The sequence below is a fragment of the Algoriphagus marincola DSM 16067 genome (assembly GCF_000429405.1).
GTDB lineage: Bacteria > Bacteroidota > Bacteroidia > Cytophagales > Cyclobacteriaceae > Algoriphagus > Algoriphagus marincola.
Genome location: NZ_KE386900.1, coordinates 54,515 through 70,372 on the forward strand (window position 1 = coordinate 54,515; position 15,858 = coordinate 70,372).

Below are 15,858 nucleotides of genomic sequence, written 5' to 3' on the forward strand. Positions count from 1 at the left end.
AAATCTTTGGCCTATCTTCATCATTCGATATTCAGCGTTCATCATTCGATATTTAAAAAATATTAACTCAGAGCCCTCGCAAAGACGGTCACTTCGTAAATTAGTTTAAGGTTGGGTAAAAGACCGATTCTCACTTTAACTTAAGCTGAATTGCTCGTATTTCGTACTTCATAACTCATATTTCATAAATAGATAAATCTAAAATCCTTATGGCAAATCGAATCATCTTCACGGCTGAGGCGCCCGCTCCCATTGGTCCTTATTCACAGGCAGTTTTGGCAGGGAATACACTTTACGTCTCTGGCCAAATTCCCTTGGATGCTGAAAGCGGCGAACTAATCAATGAAAATATTACCGAGGAAACTCACGCCGTCATGAAAAACCTAGAGGCTGTACTCCGGGCGGCAGGCTTTGGCTTTTCAGATGTAGTGAAGTGCAGCATTTTTATCAAATCCATGGATGATTTCGCTACGATCAATGATGCCTACGGACAATACTTCAAAACAAATCCACCCGCGCGGGAAACGGTAGAAGTCAGCAAACTGCCGAAAAATGTCAACGTAGAAATTTCCTGTATTGCGGTAAAATGATTAAAAAATTAGAAAATTGAAAAATTGGAAAATTTGTCCGTCGTTGCGCATTAACATTACTGCGACCAAAGCCAATCTTTAGGTTGGAGATTGGAAAAGTGGTAAAGTGGGTCAAAAGACTGAATTTTGCCTTAAAACTGCGATTCAACTCGTATTTCGTACTTCGTAAATCGTAAATTAGGGAACCGTTTCTACTTAAACAAGTTATAAACCCATGAACCTCATTCCCTTTTTCAGCGAAACGCTTGTCAGTTCCTACTCCAAGGATGAGGTGATGGAGCATATTTCGAAAAAGACTTTGGAGGTCAATTTTTTGGACAAAAGCAATTACCTAAAACCAAAGCACATCGCTTTCAATGGAATCGTGGGGAAAAACACCTTCCGCATCTCCAAGGTAATTCAACGAAGCAATACTTTCCTTCCGCTCATTCTTGGAGAGGTCGAAGATACACCTCGTGGATCCATCCTCTTTCTTCGATACAAGCTATTCCCAGGAGCCCTCTTTTTTGTCCTGTTTTGGAGCTTCATTCTGATTGGATTTTCAGCCTATTATTTTGGACTGGAGACCAACGTCCTGAATGGAAGCATTTGCTTGGGACTGGCGGGTTTGAATTATGCTTTGGCTTTATTTTTCTTTCACCGGCAGGTGAGAAACTCGCGTGAAGATTTTCACGAATTAATCAACCTGCAAATCAAGGATTAAATCCACAAGCGGTAGGGAAAAAGCCCATTAGGGATTAATTTAGCAGCGTAAAATTCACAACACAATAAACCATAGATCATGAGCATCCGAATCGAGAAAGATACCATGGGCCCGGTAGAGGTTCCTGCAGATAAGTACTGGGGAGCACAGACCCAACGGTCCATCAATAACTTCAAAATCGGCGGGGAGAAAAACCGCATGCCAATTGAAATTATCCGTGCTTTTGCCATCCTAAAAAAGGCTGCAGCCCAAACCAACGCCGAACTAGGTGTGTTGGCGCAGGATCGAGCAGATGCTATTTCTCAGGTATGTGATGAAATATTGGAAGGAAAACTCGATGATCAATTCCCGCTTGTCGTTTGGCAAACCGGATCGGGCACCCAATCCAACATGAACTCGAATGAGGTGATCGCCTACCGGGCACATGTACTGCTCGGCGGTTCGCTGGAGGATGAAAAGAAAAAAATCCATCCAAACGACGATGTAAACAAGTCGCAGTCATCCAATGACACCTATCCAACGGCAATGCACATCGCTGCTTACAAGATGGTCGTGGAAACCACCATTCCAGGGGTACAAAAGCTTCGCGATACCCTGGATGCAAAAGCCAAAGCATTTAAGGATGTGGTAAAAATCGGTCGTACCCACTTCATGGATGCTACTCCACTTACATTGGGACAGGAGTTCAGCGGATATGTAGCCCAATTGGATCATGGATTGCGAGCTTTGAAAAATACGCTAAGCCATCTTTCTGAATTGGCATTGGGAGGAACTGCCGTAGGAACAGGACTGAATACGCCAAAAGGCTATGCAGAACTAGTTGCGAAGAAAATCGCTGAATTCTCCGGTCAGCCTTTTGTAACTGCTCCAAACAAATTTGAGGCTTTGGCCGCCCATGATGGTATGGTCGAAGCACATGGAGCACTTAAGCAATTGGCGGTATCCCTGATGAAAATCGCTAATGACATTCGTATGCTTTCCTCCGGCCCTAGATCAGGAATCGGTGAAATTTTGATTCCGGAAAATGAGCCTGGATCTTCCATCATGCCAGGAAAAGTCAACCCAACGCAGGTAGAAGCTCTGACTATGGTGGCCGCTCAGGTAATGGGAAATGATGTGGCCATTTCCATCGGTGGATCCAATGGTCATTTCGAACTCAATGTATTCAAGCCAATGATCGCAGCTAATTTCCTTCAGTCAGCACGATTGATCGGAGATGCCTGCGTTTCCTTCAATGATAACTGTGCAATAGGTATTGAGCCAAACACCCCAATGATTCAGCGTCACTTGGAAAATTCCTTGATGCTCGTAACCGCTTTGAATCCACATATCGGCTATGAAAATGCAGCAGCCATTGCTAAAAAAGCCCACAAAGAAGGTACTAGCCTACGGGAAGCTGCTATTGCTCTGGGACTGTTGACATCTGAGCAGTTTGACGAATGGGTAAAGCCTGAAGATATGATAGGAAGCTTGAAGTAGGAAGTGGCAGTCATTTCGATTCAATATTTCGAGTTAAAATAAACCAAAAAGCCTTTCCGATCTGGAAAGGCTTTTTTCGTTCTCATTCCTCCAATCTACGCAGGGTCATCAACCTAAAATCAATAGCCTGATTTCCAGGAATTTGGGTGGCTTCCAACCTTAGTGTTCCTACCCCCTTTTCCAAATCAATGGTCCCAAGAGTGAATGGCCGGAAATCCTTTACATACGACTCTCCTCTGGGTACTCGGTCATATTCCATTCCTTCCAATGGCGGATCATGAGGCAAATCCACAGGCCCACTTTGGGATGCATTTCCCAAACTTAAGCGCATCATGGGAGCCATATTTTCTTCAGCACAGGTATAGTAGATTTCCACCTCATATTTTCCTGCTTCCAACACCTCCACTTCCCAGGTGATTTTATCCTCAGTACTAGTCCAGTTGGTAAAAAATGAGTCATTAGGCCATCGATTGGATCTTTGGATATTGCCATGAGCTTGCCCATCACGGGCCGGAATTTGAGTGTTGGCAAAATCGGGATGTCCTATCGTAAAAGTACGGGCATCATTCTCCGGCAGCTCCACCAAGACCGAAGCGATCCAGTCTTTCTTTTTGGCGAGTAACTCCTCCTTGATGGCTTCATAGGCTTCTGAGACATCCACCTGCTGCCCGGGATCACTGGGAATATGATAGAGTCGATCTTCATGATCGAGACGAAAGTCCTGACTCCGCACACTGGTTTGATTTCCCCAATGACTAACTAATAGCCTTTCGGGCCATTCTCCTTCTTCCTTCAGCAATAATGGTTTTAAGCTTTTCCCGTCTAGGGCTTTATTGGTTTCAAGCGGAATGCCTGCCAAATCAGCCAAGGTAGGTAAGAGATCTGGAGTAAAGGCAATCTGAGGAATACTAGTTCCTGCTTCGATTTGTCCTTTCCATTGGATGGCAAGCGGTGAACGTACCCCTCCCTCATCAGTGGACCCTTTCCTTCCACGCATACCGCCATTCCAGCGCCAACCATTGGGTCCATTATCAGATAGGTAGAGGACAATGGTATTTTCCAGCATGCCTAAGTCCTCCAATTTTGTCATAAGCCTTCCCACATTCCAGTCAATATTCTCACACATCGCATAGGCAGCACGAGTAAAATCCATATCCTGCATTTCGGGATTTTGGTATAAGCTATCCAGTTTTTTGTCTTTGAACTTACTCCACCATTTATCTGGAACTTGCATGGGGCTGTGAGGGGTATTGTAGGGCAGGTAAAGGAAAAAAGGTTGATCCTTATTGGCTTCGATAAATGACAGGCCTTTTTCTGTCAAATCATCCACCAAAAACCCTTCTCCTTCTACAGTTTCATTATTTCTTTCCAGCATGGGGCTGAAATAATCCCCCCAATGACCCGAGCAAAAACCGTAAAAATCATCAAAACCCCTAGCGTTGGGATGATAGGGTGGCTGCATCCCATTGTGCCATTTGCCATAAGCTGCCGTCCGATACCCCGCTTTCTTGAAAACTTCAGCGATGGTAGTCTCATCCAGATCCAACCGCTCTCCACCTGCAGAAGTAGAGTAAACGCCTCCACGTACGGCATACCTGCCCGTAAGCAACTCTGCCCGGGTGGGCGAACAAACCGGGCTTACAAAAAACCGCTCAAATCTCGCCCCATTACTTGTCAAGTGATCGATATTTGGGGTGTTGAGATCAGGGTTTCCATTGATCCCAAGATCACCCCATCCCTGGTCATCGGTCATTATCAGGATGATATTGGGCTTGGATCTTCCTTCGCTTTGATCAATCTCATCTGATTTACAAGATGCCAGGATCAGCGTAAAAAAAAGGACCGGAAATACTAATCTAAACCTCATTTCAATTTATGTTTAATCGACAAAAGCAAAAAGAGCCTTTCCGTTTTGGGAAAGGCCCTTCAACTTATTTCCTACAGTAGATTTATTGTCCTTGTCCTAATGAATAGCCTCTGACGCCATCAAAAAGGTAGAGGTTTTCTGTTTTGATGGTATCTACACCTACCTCTTCAGCTTTGGCAAGTACCTCCAAAATATCCTTTTTGGATGGAGTAGCTCCTTCGACGGCACTGTATCGGCATCGCCAGTGGTCGGTACAGAAAGTTTCCTCGAATCCCTGAGGCCATACCTTCACACCTCGATTGGTGATCATGGATAGCTTCAAATTATCATTGTTCATTTTCTGTAGCTCCTCAGCAATTTTCTTTGGATCTGTACCTTCCCAATGCACAAAAACATCCACCCCAACCAGTTCCTTTTTGGCTCGTGGCGCTCTGACGTGACGGGGAATATTGATCAAACCGCTATTCTTCAATTCAACTTTCTTCAGGGTTTTGGGCACTTGGCCAAGGTTGGCAATGACTGCCTCAGCAAACTCTTTGGTTCCCACCTTTTGAGTGCTGACACCTTCCTTGAAGATATCATAGGTATGAATCCCATCTTCCATGGTCTTCAACCAGGCATTTTGCACCTTCTCGGCAATCTCAGACTGACCGATATGCTGCAGCATCAAAATAGCTCCCTGTAAAAGACCGGATGGATTGGCTAGGTTTTGACCCGCTCTACGAGGGGCTGAACCGTGGATCGCCTCAAACATGGCATGGTCATGGCCTATATTAGAAGAACCTGCCAAGCCTACCGAACCGGTAATTTGTGCAGCCACATCGGAAAGTACGTCCCCATATAGATTCGGCATCACGATCACATCAAAAGCCTCCGGCGTGTCGGCCATTTTAGCTGCCCCGATATCAATGATCCAGTGCTCGTTTTCTATCTCAGGATACTTCGCAGCGATCTCGTCAAATACTTTGTGAAACAAACCATCGGTCTGCTTCATGATATTATCCTTGGTAAAGCAGGTGACCTTCTTGCGACCATATTTTCGGGCATATTCAAAGGCATAAGTGACAATTTTCTCACAACCCGGACGGCTAATAAGCTTCAGACATTGCACCACCTCATCGGTCTGCTGATGCTCGATTCCAGCATAGAGATCCTCCTCATTTTCACGGATGATCACCAAATCCATATTTGGGTGCTTGGTGGAGATAAATGGGTGTAAACTCTTACAAGGTCTCACATTTGCAAAAAGTCCGAGCGTCTTTCGGGTAGTAACATTCAAGCTCTTGTAACCCCCTCCCTGAGGGGTAGTGATTGGCGCTTTCAGAAAAATCTTATTTCTACGTATAGTCTCCCAAGCCTCATCCGAGATTCCGGCGGTGTTTCCGGCTAGGTAAACCTTTTCCCCTACCTCAATTTCATCAATTTCAAGTTGGGCACCCGCTGCTTTGATAATCATCAGCGTGGCATCCATGATCTCAGGTCCAATACCATCGCCCTTGGCTACAGTTATTCTTGTCATAAGTCTTTGTTTTTTGTTACCAGCTATAAATTAGAAAATCAATATACTTGAAAATCTGCGATTTATTAAGTCCAATGGTCAAATTGTAAGGTGGGCAGATTTAAAATCCTAGGGAGATGGAAATACAATTGAAATATAGCTCGCAAGCTCATTGAAAAAGAAATACGGTGGAAATATAGCCCGGAAGCGTATTGCAATAGAAATACAGTGGAAATATAGCCCGCAAGCGGGCTGAAATACATTAAAATATATTTCCCGAAAAGACCCTTAATTAGTTCTAGTCTCAGGGCCTGCCATCTGTCAGGCAGGTAAACCTGCCAGAGGTAGGTAAATCCTGAGACTTGCGCTAGGATTAGAAAATTCCCGGATTGAAAATCCTACGATATTGGATTCCAGATTAAAAACCTCGAATAGCCGAGCAGTCAGGAGAATACATTTGCTCAAGCACAAGTCCGGAAACTTGCGCTTTTGTAACACAGAAGCAAAATTGGAATGGGCGCGTGGGATGACACAGCCGCGAGCCAGCGTCCGGCCTTGTGCGGTGGAAGCCTGCCTGGTGTCAGACAGGCTTTGCTGTGTCTTGACCTTTTGGTTCTTTTGGGTCAAGCCAAAAGAACGAAGGGAAAAGAGAATGTTATCCACTCAAAAGGAGGTTTTTGGCTTTTCCAGTTTCGAATTCAATAATATCCGAATTGCTAAAAAAGTCAGGAGACTTTATTCAAATCAGCTCAAGCCTACCACAGTTAGGTAAACCTACCCAGGTAGGTAAATCAGGAGACTTGGGCTGGTGGTGAGGGAGACCTTACGCCAAGAGAGGAGATATTATCCGATAGAAAGCGCTGAAAGTGCGAAATGTATCAGCCCAGTATGAGCGAAGAGGAACGATGAGCGAAATGCTGGGCAAAAAGATATACATAAACCAGCGCTGGCCCTTTTTCTTTGATTTGGAAACGGAAATAAGAAGCCAGCAAGACGGAGACGAATTAATTGTAGCAGTCAGGAGACTGCATTGATTGAAGCACAAGTCAGGAGACTTGCGCTATTAGCATAAGATACACTAGAGTAGGTAAATCCTGAGACTTGCGCTAGGATTAGAAAATTCCCGGATTGAAAATCCTACGAAATTGGATTCGAGATTGCAAATCTCGAATAGCGTCGACTTGCGCCAATCTAAATCTCGAATAGCGGCTTGATGGTGGCATAAAGTATTTTTCTATCATTTCAGATCAATTATTCATCTTTGAACCTTTATTTTGTACCAGGCATTTGATCAAGAGCCGGCAAAACTTTAGATGTGTTGCCTGAGCCTCAAAAGACCATGCATAAACCTGTAAAATGGACATCCAATTCATCAATAGAGCCACCAAGGAACTGGTAACCGAAAGGCCACCCGGGGAAGATATTCTGCGATTTCTGTATGGAAATCCCGTGGGGGAAGCGCTCGTCCTGCCCATTGCCAAGCGGAAGTTTATCTCGGACTGGTACGGTAAAAAAATGGACAGCCCCAGCTCGGTAAGCCGGATCGAACCTTTCGTCAGCTCGCTGAATATCGACATGAGCGAGTCCGAAAAGCAGATTGATGAATTTACCTCCTTCAATGATTTTTTCTACCGTAAACTCAAACCCGGCTCACGCAAAATAGAAGAGGGACTAGTCTCCCCCGGAGATGGAAAACTGTTGGTTTTCGAAAAGGCATCCGAGGTGAATTCCTTCTTTGTCAAGGGAGAACGATTTACTCTAGAACAGTTTTTGGAGGATGAAAAGCTGGCAGAGGAATACCAAGATGCGGCTATGGCCATTTTGAGATTGGCGCCGAATGATTACCATCGCTATCATTTTCCTTACCCAGGCATCCCTTCTCCTTGTCATGAAATCGGAAGGGATTATTACTCCGTCTCACCGATTAGTTTGGAGAGAAAATTCACCAAGGTATTCACCAAGAATAAACGGGAAATCTGCCGCTTGAAAACAGCCGGAAAAGGCGAGTTGCTGATCATCCCGGTAGGAGCGACTATGGTCGGGAGTTTGAACTCCACTTTTACGCCTGACTCACCCGTGCAAAAAGGCGAGGAAATGGGTTATTTCGCTTTTGGAGGTTCGACGATAGTGCTGCTTTTTGATTCAGGGAAGTTTACCTTTGATAAAGACCTGATCGAAAACACCCGAAATTATTTCGAAACCGCTGTCAGAATGGGTGAAAAAATCGCCAGTGAATAAATATTGGAAATACAGTGGAAATGTAGCCCGCAAGCGTATTGAAAAAGAAATACGGTAGAAATATGGCCCGCAGGCGGGCTGAAATAGGTTGAAATATATTTCCTGAAAACACACAAAGTCGAGTCTACTTATCGAAAGAAATATCCCAGCCAGTAAGAGAAAACGAAACAAGCTGAGAAATACGGTAGAAATATAGCCCGCAGGCGGGCTGAAATAAATTGAAATATCCCAATTGAAAGGTAGACTCGTAAATCTTTTAGGTATAAAAAGTCAGGAGACTGCATTGATTGAAGCACAAGCCTACCACAGTTAGGTAAATCTACCAGAGGTAGGTAAATCATGAGACTTGCGCTAGTGGTGAGGGAGACCTTACGCCAAGAGAGGAGATATTATCCGATAGAAAGCGCTGTAAGTGCGAAATGTATCAGCCCAGTATGAGCGAAGCGAAACGATGAGCGAAATGCTGGGCAAAAAGATATACATAAACCAGCGCTGGCCCATAATCTTTGATTTGGAAACGGAAATAAGATGCCAGCAAGACAGAGACGATATAAAAAAGAAATACAGTGGAAATATAGCTCGCAAGCGAGCTGAAATAAATTGAAATATTTTTTCACAATAAGACCCTTAATTGATTCAAGTCTCAGGACCTGCCATCTGTCAGGCAGGTAAACCTACCCCAGGTAGGTAAATGCTGAGACTTGCGCTAAGGTGTGCTAGGGTGTGTCCCTAGTCTTAAGCTAGTGTAACAAGGGAACATAATTGGAATGGGCGCGTGGGATGACACAGCAGCGGGCCAGCGTCCGGCCTTGTGCGGTGGAAGCCTGCCTGGTGTCAGACAGGCTTTGCTGTGTCTTGACCTTTTGGTTCTTTTGGGTCAAGCCAAAAGAACGAAGAGAAAAGAGATTGTATTCCACTCAAAAGGTGGTTTTTGGCTTTTCCAGTTTCGAATCCAATAATATCCGAATTGCTAAAAAAGTCAGGAGACTTGCGCTAGGATTAGAAAATTCCCGGATTGAAAATCCTACGATATTGGATTCGAGATTGCAAATCTCGAATAGCTAAAAAATCCCACCTCCAAAAATATTTTTCAAAACACATTCCCTAGGAAGAAGATTTCCGTATAGAGCATGAAACCCCAGACCATGAAACAAGCACCTTTCCTCTTCCTGCTATTCACATTCTATGCATGCACGACAGTAAAACCTACTGGCACTGGCAGTTCGTCCCAAGCTTACTACCAAACAGACCCACCCATCACACAATCATTATTTGACGATCAATCCTCCACCATTTCGGAAGAAAATATCCGAAAGATTCTGGAGGGTACTTATTCCTTACCTGAGAACTTGCGGATTTCGCTTGTCAAATTAGAAAGCAGGCAAAATCAACGAAGCTATTACTGGAACAATGAGACCTATTTGAAGTCCCAGCAGGAGTACTTGGATCGATTTACGGAGAGTTTTAAACGATCGGAGCGGGTGCAGCAAGTATCGCAGATTCCCGACCTGCTGATCTCCAGCACTCCAACTTTTACCAGCATCCGTGAGATAGCTGTGAGAACCCAGTCGGATCTGGTGGCGATCTATTCCATTCACAGTGATTTGTACTCCAACTATAAGGTTTTTGGCAAGGCTGATATCAAGGCCTTTGCTACCACGCAACTGATCATGATGGATGTAAGAACCGGCTTGATTCCCTTCTCGACGATTGTAACCAGGGAGTTCCAATCCAAACGAATGGACGGGGAATTGAATGATCAGGAAGCAAGCGAGCGCATCAAAAATGAAGCGGTCCTATTGACTATTCAGGAAATAGGCGAACAAATCAATCAGTTTCTGAATCAGAAATAAAACTCTTGGCTAAACCTCGGCTGTTCGGTGGCTCCTGACGAAGAACCCATCATCGCCGGAAAAACAAAAATCCCTTCTTTTTGGTATAGATACTTAGTTTGAAATGCTTTTCTTTGAACGTCAGCTAAAGGAACAATGAAAAAAGGAAGTCCAGTTTTAGATTATTTCAAGGAAATCACCATTGTAGTAATTGGTGTGTTGATTGCCGTTTCTATAGGCAACTACAAAGAACAGGCGGACAATGAGAAATACATTGAAAAAACCCTTCTGGCAATAGAAAATGACATCAAGTCGAGTCAACCTGACCTGGATACCGTCTTTAATCGGCATCTTGAGCTTTTTGAAATACTTCGTAAGAAGCTAGAGGGAGATGAGCCGATAGACCCCGAATTAACACCCCGTGAGTTGATTTCAGATTTTGGTGGATTTCAAGTGGCAGTCAATAAGAGTGTAAGCTTGAGGTTTTTTATCAATCACAAGGCTGAGCTTTTGGAGTATGATATTATTTCGAAGCTTTTGGATATTGAATCTCAATCAGAATTACTCCAGTCCAAAACCAGAAGATTGACAGACTTTGTCTATGAGGAGATGGACAAAGGTGGTGAGGAAGTACTTCTAAAGTTTGCGTATTACTTGAATGATATCCTAGACAGTGAAAAAAGCCTTTTGGACTCGTATTCAGATTTTTTGGATAAAAACCAACAGAAATTGGAGACCGAAGGGCAATAAAGCCTAGCTACAAGATTGGCTTATATAAATCTCCGCTATCCTGCGTCTCCAGACGCTGGACTTTCCCCTGTGAATACTACATGGTTTAGGTTCAATCGTCATTTATAAATCCCTCAATTTTTCAAGATTTCTCTTAAAACCTCCCAATTTCCGCCCCAAAAAATCAAAAATTACCCTGTTTATGGTATAGATTCTTAGTTTGAAATGCTTTTCTTTGAGAAGAGCGAAGGGGAGGTTTTTTAATGCTATCAAAATCGGGTGGATTAGAAATCCTGAATTTCGCCTTTGGAGGATTTGGGATAAAAAAAAGAAAGGTGGGTTTATACGTCCTAATCGGTGAATAAATGCGCCAAAAGCGGATAAATAAATGAGTTGGCACAATAAAAAACATAAATGGAACGAATTGAAATCAAGGATTTTGGTGGTTTAAAAAACACCAAAATTGACATAAACAAAATCAACCTGTTCATTGGAAAGCAAGCAAGTGGAAAAAGTGTGTCTATCAAACTGATGTACTACTTTAAATCTTTTTTTCGAGATTTTTATGAAGCAGCTGAAGATGATAAAAGCAAGCCAGAGTTAACAAAAATACTGATTTCTAAATTCGAAGAATATTTTCCAATTGATTCTTGGGCTGACAATAATTTTGAAATTACGTTTCATTACAATGACAAAGAGTATTCAAAAGTATATAGAACTGGAAAGAATAAAATCAAATTAGAATTTTCGCCACTTGTGTCAAAGCAATTTAACAACGCCAAAAGACTAATTAGAGGAGACAAAGCTAAATTTCAAGCCAAAGATAAGTTTGAAGTTTATAGACCTGATTTCAAGGTTTTCGAGAGGTACCTTTCTTTAGTTCAAAATGATTTGGCCATTGAAAGTGGCTATTCACAAATCTTTATCCCTGCCGGTCGTTCCTTTTTCGCCACACTACAAAGTTCAATATTTTCATTCCTTTCAAATAACAAAGCTATTGACCCATTTTTAGTTTCATTTGGATCATTCTATGAAAACATAAAAGGAATTGCTTCAAGGGATTATGGGAGAAGTCGGAATAAAGAAGAAAAGGAAAGGATAGTTGATGAACTTATTATTCAAATTCTAGGAGGTAAATATCAAAGAGTAAAAAGCAAAGACTACATTATTCATGAAGATAAGAGAAGAATAAATTTAGCCTATGCTTCCAGTGGACAGCAAGAAACTCTACCATTGGCATTAATACTTAAAGCTTTAACGAGACTTTCTTTTTCAGGAAACGGATTAACACTATATATAGAAGAACCTGAAGCTCATTTATTTCCCTCCGCACAAAAGAAAATTGTAGAGCTTATATCATCTGTATTTACACTTTCAAGATGTCAAATTCAGATTATTTTAACTACTCATAGTCCTTATATTATTTCTTCATTCAATAATCTATTACAGGCTGGTATTGTAATGTCTGAAAAAGATACCAATAAAGAGAAAATAGATAAAGTATTTAATAGTATATTTAGTATACCTCCTAATACACTTAATGCCTATGCTTTGGAAAATCAGAAATGTACAAGTATCCTTGATAACGAATATGAGTTGATTGATTCATACTACTTAGACAAAGTATCTGATATTATTTCAAATGATTTTGACGATCTTCTAAGTATAGAATAATGGAAGGCTGTATCATAAAGTGTAACGATAAAATCATAGTCTTTAAAGATTGTGGCAACAGTAGATGTGAAATGCGCTTTCTAAATCCCAATGAGCGAGTAGTTGAAAAGATTAGAGTTGACGGATGCGCACTCAAGGAGGGAAAGAAATGTGATTTTATGCTTAAAACAGATTCTGATGAGAACTATATTGAAATAAAAGGGAAGGGGGTTTTATATGCATGCGAACAGATTGAGGAAACAATTAAGAAACTTAGTGTGGACGTGAAAGGACATACAAAGAATAGTTTTGTGGTGAGCACAGGGACTCCTAAAGTCACCGGGAAAATACAAGTGCTGAAAAAGAAATTCAAATCGACATATAACAGCTCTTTAAAAATACAAACGAGACAATGTCAAGTTGCGATTTAATAATAGAAACTGTGACCAACAATGCCTAAAAAATCATAGCTGCCCTTCGGGACAGCAACGCTTTTTAGCCTGAGCGTTATGCATAAGCTTATGAAAGAAGACAATCAGAAAATAGAAAAAGATGACAAACTACGTCCATTAATTTTTGCTTTTATTTTAATTGCATTAGTTTGGTCCGTATCATATTTAATCGTTCGACATTATATTCCTCTTGAAAGTGACAGAGGAACATTTGGCGACACATTTGGTGCTATCAACTCATTGTTCTCAGGACTTGCATTAGCGGGTATTATTTATACTATACTGTTACAACGAAAAGAACTGTCTTTGCAAAGGCTTGAGCTAATTGAAACAAGAAGAGAATTAAAAAGATCAGCAGACGCTCAAGAAAAATCTGAAAAAGCTCTAACTGATCAAATTAAATCAATGAAGACAACTGCTAAACTGAATGCCCTAAATTCATTAGTAGATAATTTCGGAAAAGAAGAAGATGCTTTTAGGAAAATTGACATTTCAAAATCTAATGCAGCAAAACGCAAAAAAGAAATGTTCTTGACAGAAATAGAAAACACACTAAAAACCTTAGAAAAACAATAAATATGATAAAGCAAAAAGTAGTTTCAGTAAACATTAATACAGCAGACGTTGAAAGAGAAACTGGTCATAAAGAGATTGAATTAAATTTGATAAACAAGTACTTAGAAGAAGGCTATCAGGTCGTTGACAAGTTTTCGACTGTGTCAAACGCTAATCAACTTTATTGTGTTAACCTGACTTTTATTCTCCAAAAAGAAAGAAAATAAAGTCTATGCATAACAGCACCTACCCAAAAATGGCGGTTCAGATGTTAAATCAAGATTTGTACTTCTATCAAAGTTTCTGATTGATTAAAATTGAATTACCTCGAAATTGCAAATTTTGGTAGCTGGAAAACATTAGCAAATATTTTATAAATCTAAATCATACAAAATGAGACATCTAAATTACCTTACGATTATTGCTTGTTTCTTACTATTATCTTGTAGTGGACAAGAGCAAAATTCAGGGACGAATGAACAAGTTAACATTGAAAACGCATCTCCAAAACAACTTGAAGGAGTAAAGTATGGGCTCAAAGACAAGACGCTGACAATTGAAAAATCCTGTGCTGTAAAATCAAAGGATTTCGAAGAAGTCTATTTTGTAGGAATAAAACTTAGTAACGGTGAAATTGGAGTATGGTCTATTGGTGGCAGCAAGACCAATACAAATTTTCATTTCTCTGTAAACGACATCGCAAAAAAATATTCTGATTACCCTCAAAATACTGAAAGAGCAAGTATGAGGGATCACGGAGCCCAGGAGGTTTACGACCATCTTGCTTCAACTGAGAATACCGATATAAAAGAATAAAGGAAAAGGCTTTTATAACTGCATCAAACGGTTTATAACTATGCTACCTAAAGGCTATGATTCGAAACATTAATCTCTCCAAAAAATAACCAAAGAAATTTGTCCAAATTGTGGAGCGAAAACCGGATTCGGTTTGGTTTCAAGCAATCCCAGATATGATGGAGATGAGGTCTCTTCTGTTAATAATTTTTAAACCGTAATATCTAATCAGACTAGTTAAGATTTATCTTCTCAAAGCTAAGAAGAATTCTCATAAGATTGTTCTTTAGTTTGAAGTTTGAATTGTTTCAATCTTACCGTTTTCTCCAATGTAAACATATTTTCTAGAACTATAAACATATTGTTTTCTAGTTCCATACCTAGTTGTAGTTTTATTAATTCTTTTTGGATTACCCCAACTTTCAAGAAGCATTTCTTCTGTCATGCCTATTCTTATTTTTCCTTGAAAAATAAGATCCGCATTAATTTTTCCAAATCTATTAATTAAACTGGCTTGTCTTTCCTGAATTCTTTTTCTTTTCTCTTCTAAGTCTTTCTTTTTTCTTTCTTCGTTTTCTTTCCGAATTCTTTCATCTTTTATTCTTGTTAAAGAGTCACGAACATTATTCAAAGAATCTATTCTTCTTTTTTCTATAACTTCATCGCGGTCTACTCTTTCTTTTGCAACTTTATTTAATGAATCTATAAAAACCAAGTATTCTGATTTCTGTTTTTCTTCTAAGTTTAGTCTTTTTAACTCTATTGACTTCTTAAAATTTTTCAACTCTTCGTCATTTTCTATTTTAACCCTTTTTTGAAACCTCTTTTTTGAAGTCAAAAATCTTTTTTCATGTATTGATTTCAATGAATCTAAAGATTTATCTGAGTTTAACTTAAAATCCATCAAATCGAATATTTTGGAAAAATACATCTCTTTATGCTTATGCTTCTCCTCCTTGGTTAGCTCACTTATATTTACATCAAGAGTTGGAAGTTGGTTTTCTTTGTTTTGAATTAATTCAAACAAGTATTTACTATTATCATTGACAAGTATGTGTGTTTCCTTAACCCACCCTTGGATGCTTTCGTATTTAATCTGAAATGATTCGAGGTTGAACGTTTCATAGCTGAACTTTTCTCCTATTATCTCCACTAGTGTTCCAGAAGACAATCTTTCTAATTCTTTACCGGTGATATCTGGCTTTGAATAAACCGGACTATTATCAACAATAATCCTACCTTCAAATGTCCCTTTCTCAAATTTTGAAATTAAACTATCAATAATAGTTTTTTGAAACCTTCTTGTTTCATTTAATAAAACTTGTCTTTCATATTCTGATTTAGTGCTATAATTTCTTACTTGTGCGAATGAAGTAATTTGAATCAAAATAATCAATAAGAGGATAATTGGAATATATTTCATTTTTACTGGTCATTTATTTTATCATTAAAAAAAGATATTGTAGG

Annotated in this window: 14 protein-coding genes; 11 read left to right on the forward strand and 3 right to left on the reverse strand. The window is 40.3% G+C overall.

Annotated elements, in window-relative coordinates:
- Positions 1–209: 209 nt before the first annotated feature.
- The 3 genes from G457_RS0120200 to fumC all read left to right on the forward strand — a co-directional run bounded on the left by G457_RS0120200 (position 210) and on the right by fumC (position 2,772).
- A complete protein-coding gene (locus G457_RS0120200) occupies positions 210–590 on the forward strand; it encodes a RidA family protein (RefSeq protein ID WP_026948078.1) in 381 nt (126 codons plus the stop codon).
- Positions 591–804: 214 nt separating this feature from the next.
- Positions 805–1,293, forward strand: a complete 489-nt coding sequence (locus G457_RS0120205) for a hypothetical protein (protein ID WP_051260934.1) — start codon at positions 805–807, stop codon at positions 1,291–1,293.
- A 78-nt stretch (positions 1,294–1,371) separates the two neighbouring features.
- Positions 1,372–2,772 (forward strand): class II fumarate hydratase, encoded by a 1,401-nt coding sequence (gene fumC / locus G457_RS0120210; RefSeq protein ID WP_024284058.1) that lies wholly within the window; start codon positions 1,372–1,374, stop codon positions 2,770–2,772.
- Positions 2,773–2,854: 82 nt separating this feature from the next.
- Here the strand turns inward: fumC and G457_RS22035 are convergent, their stop codons facing one another.
- Both G457_RS22035 and G457_RS0120220 read right to left on the reverse strand, forming a co-directional pair.
- Positions 2,855–4,639, reverse strand: coding sequence for an arylsulfatase (locus G457_RS22035; protein ID WP_051260935.1), 1,785 nt, complete (start codon positions 4,637–4,639; stop codon positions 2,855–2,857).
- Positions 4,640–4,721: 82 nt separating this feature from the next.
- Positions 4,722–6,158: an NADP-dependent isocitrate dehydrogenase gene (locus G457_RS0120220; protein ID WP_026948080.1), complete on the reverse strand. Its 1,437-nt coding sequence runs from the start codon at positions 6,156–6,158 to the stop codon at positions 4,722–4,724.
- Between the two features lie 1,335 nt (positions 6,159–7,493).
- Between G457_RS0120220 and asd the strand changes: the two genes are divergently transcribed.
- The 8 genes from asd (at position 7,494) to G457_RS0120275 (ending at position 14,412) form a co-directional block, all read left to right on the forward strand.
- On the forward strand, positions 7,494–8,375 hold the full coding sequence (gene asd / locus G457_RS0120230; RefSeq protein WP_026948082.1) for an archaetidylserine decarboxylase: 882 nt from the start codon (positions 7,494–7,496) through the stop codon (positions 8,373–8,375).
- 1,145 nt (positions 8,376–9,520) lie between these two features.
- Complete coding sequence (locus G457_RS0120240) at positions 9,521–10,228, forward strand: hypothetical protein (protein WP_026948084.1); 708 nt, start codon at positions 9,521–9,523, stop codon at positions 10,226–10,228.
- A 135-nt stretch (positions 10,229–10,363) separates the two neighbouring features.
- Complete coding sequence (locus G457_RS0120245) at positions 10,364–10,957, forward strand: DUF6090 family protein (protein ID WP_026948085.1); 594 nt, start codon at positions 10,364–10,366, stop codon at positions 10,955–10,957.
- A gap of 393 nt (positions 10,958–11,350) precedes the next feature.
- A complete protein-coding gene (locus G457_RS0120255) occupies positions 11,351–12,610 on the forward strand; it encodes an ATP-binding protein (RefSeq protein WP_026948086.1) in 1,260 nt (419 codons plus the stop codon).
- 71 nt (positions 12,611–12,681) lie between these two features.
- Positions 12,682–13,020, forward strand: coding sequence for a hypothetical protein (locus tag G457_RS22445; RefSeq protein WP_162142724.1), 339 nt, complete (start codon positions 12,682–12,684; stop codon positions 13,018–13,020).
- Between the two features lie 90 nt (positions 13,021–13,110).
- On the forward strand, positions 13,111–13,617 hold the full coding sequence (locus tag G457_RS0120265) for a hypothetical protein (RefSeq protein WP_035484470.1): 507 nt from the start codon (positions 13,111–13,113) through the stop codon (positions 13,615–13,617).
- 2 nt (positions 13,618–13,619) lie between these two features.
- The gene (locus tag G457_RS0120270; RefSeq protein ID WP_026948088.1) at positions 13,620–13,823 is read left to right on the forward strand and encodes a hypothetical protein; all 204 of its coding nucleotides are present in this window, start codon (positions 13,620–13,622) and stop codon (positions 13,821–13,823) included.
- Positions 13,824–13,989: 166 nt separating this feature from the next.
- On the forward strand, positions 13,990–14,412 hold the full coding sequence (locus G457_RS0120275; RefSeq protein ID WP_026948089.1) for a hypothetical protein: 423 nt from the start codon (positions 13,990–13,992) through the stop codon (positions 14,410–14,412).
- A gap of 265 nt (positions 14,413–14,677) precedes the next feature.
- On the opposite strand, the gene G457_RS0120280 is transcribed toward G457_RS0120275, so the two are convergent.
- Positions 14,678–15,814: a hypothetical protein gene (locus tag G457_RS0120280; RefSeq protein ID WP_026948090.1), complete on the reverse strand. Its 1,137-nt coding sequence runs from the start codon at positions 15,812–15,814 to the stop codon at positions 14,678–14,680.
- Positions 15,815–15,858 lie beyond the last annotated feature (44 nt).

Excerpts from the sequence above, each read along its gene's own strand:
- G457_RS0120245 (WP_026948085.1), top strand. The coding sequence starts at position 10,364 with ATGAAAAAAGGAAGTCCAGTTTTAGATTATTTCAAGGAAATCACCATT.
- G457_RS0120265 (WP_035484470.1), top strand. The coding sequence starts at position 13,111 with ATGAAAGAAGACAATCAGAAAATAGAAAAAGATGACAAACTACGTCCA.
- G457_RS22445 (WP_162142724.1), top strand. The coding sequence starts at position 12,682 with ATGCGCTTTCTAAATCCCAATGAGCGAGTAGTTGAAAAGATTAGAGTT.
- fumC (WP_024284058.1), top strand. The coding sequence starts at position 1,372 with ATGAGCATCCGAATCGAGAAAGATACCATGGGCCCGGTAGAGGTTCCT.
- G457_RS0120275 (WP_026948089.1), top strand. The coding sequence starts at position 13,990 with ATGAGACATCTAAATTACCTTACGATTATTGCTTGTTTCTTACTATTA.
- G457_RS0120255 (WP_026948086.1), top strand. The coding sequence starts at position 11,351 with ATGGAACGAATTGAAATCAAGGATTTTGGTGGTTTAAAAAACACCAAA.
- G457_RS0120280 (WP_026948090.1), bottom strand. The coding sequence starts at position 15,814 with ATGAAATATATTCCAATTATCCTCTTATTGATTATTTTGATTCAAATT.
- G457_RS0120205 (WP_051260934.1), top strand. The coding sequence starts at position 805 with ATGAACCTCATTCCCTTTTTCAGCGAAACGCTTGTCAGTTCCTACTCC.
- G457_RS0120200 (WP_026948078.1), top strand. The coding sequence starts at position 210 with ATGGCAAATCGAATCATCTTCACGGCTGAGGCGCCCGCTCCCATTGGT.
- G457_RS0120240 (WP_026948084.1), top strand. The coding sequence starts at position 9,521 with ATGAAACAAGCACCTTTCCTCTTCCTGCTATTCACATTCTATGCATGC.
- G457_RS22035 (WP_051260935.1), bottom strand. The coding sequence starts at position 4,639 with ATGAGGTTTAGATTAGTATTTCCGGTCCTTTTTTTTACGCTGATCCTG.
- asd (WP_026948082.1), top strand. The coding sequence starts at position 7,494 with ATGGACATCCAATTCATCAATAGAGCCACCAAGGAACTGGTAACCGAA.
- G457_RS0120220 (WP_026948080.1), bottom strand. The coding sequence starts at position 6,158 with ATGACAAGAATAACTGTAGCCAAGGGCGATGGTATTGGACCTGAGATC.
- G457_RS0120270 (WP_026948088.1), top strand. The coding sequence starts at position 13,620 with ATGATAAAGCAAAAAGTAGTTTCAGTAAACATTAATACAGCAGACGTT.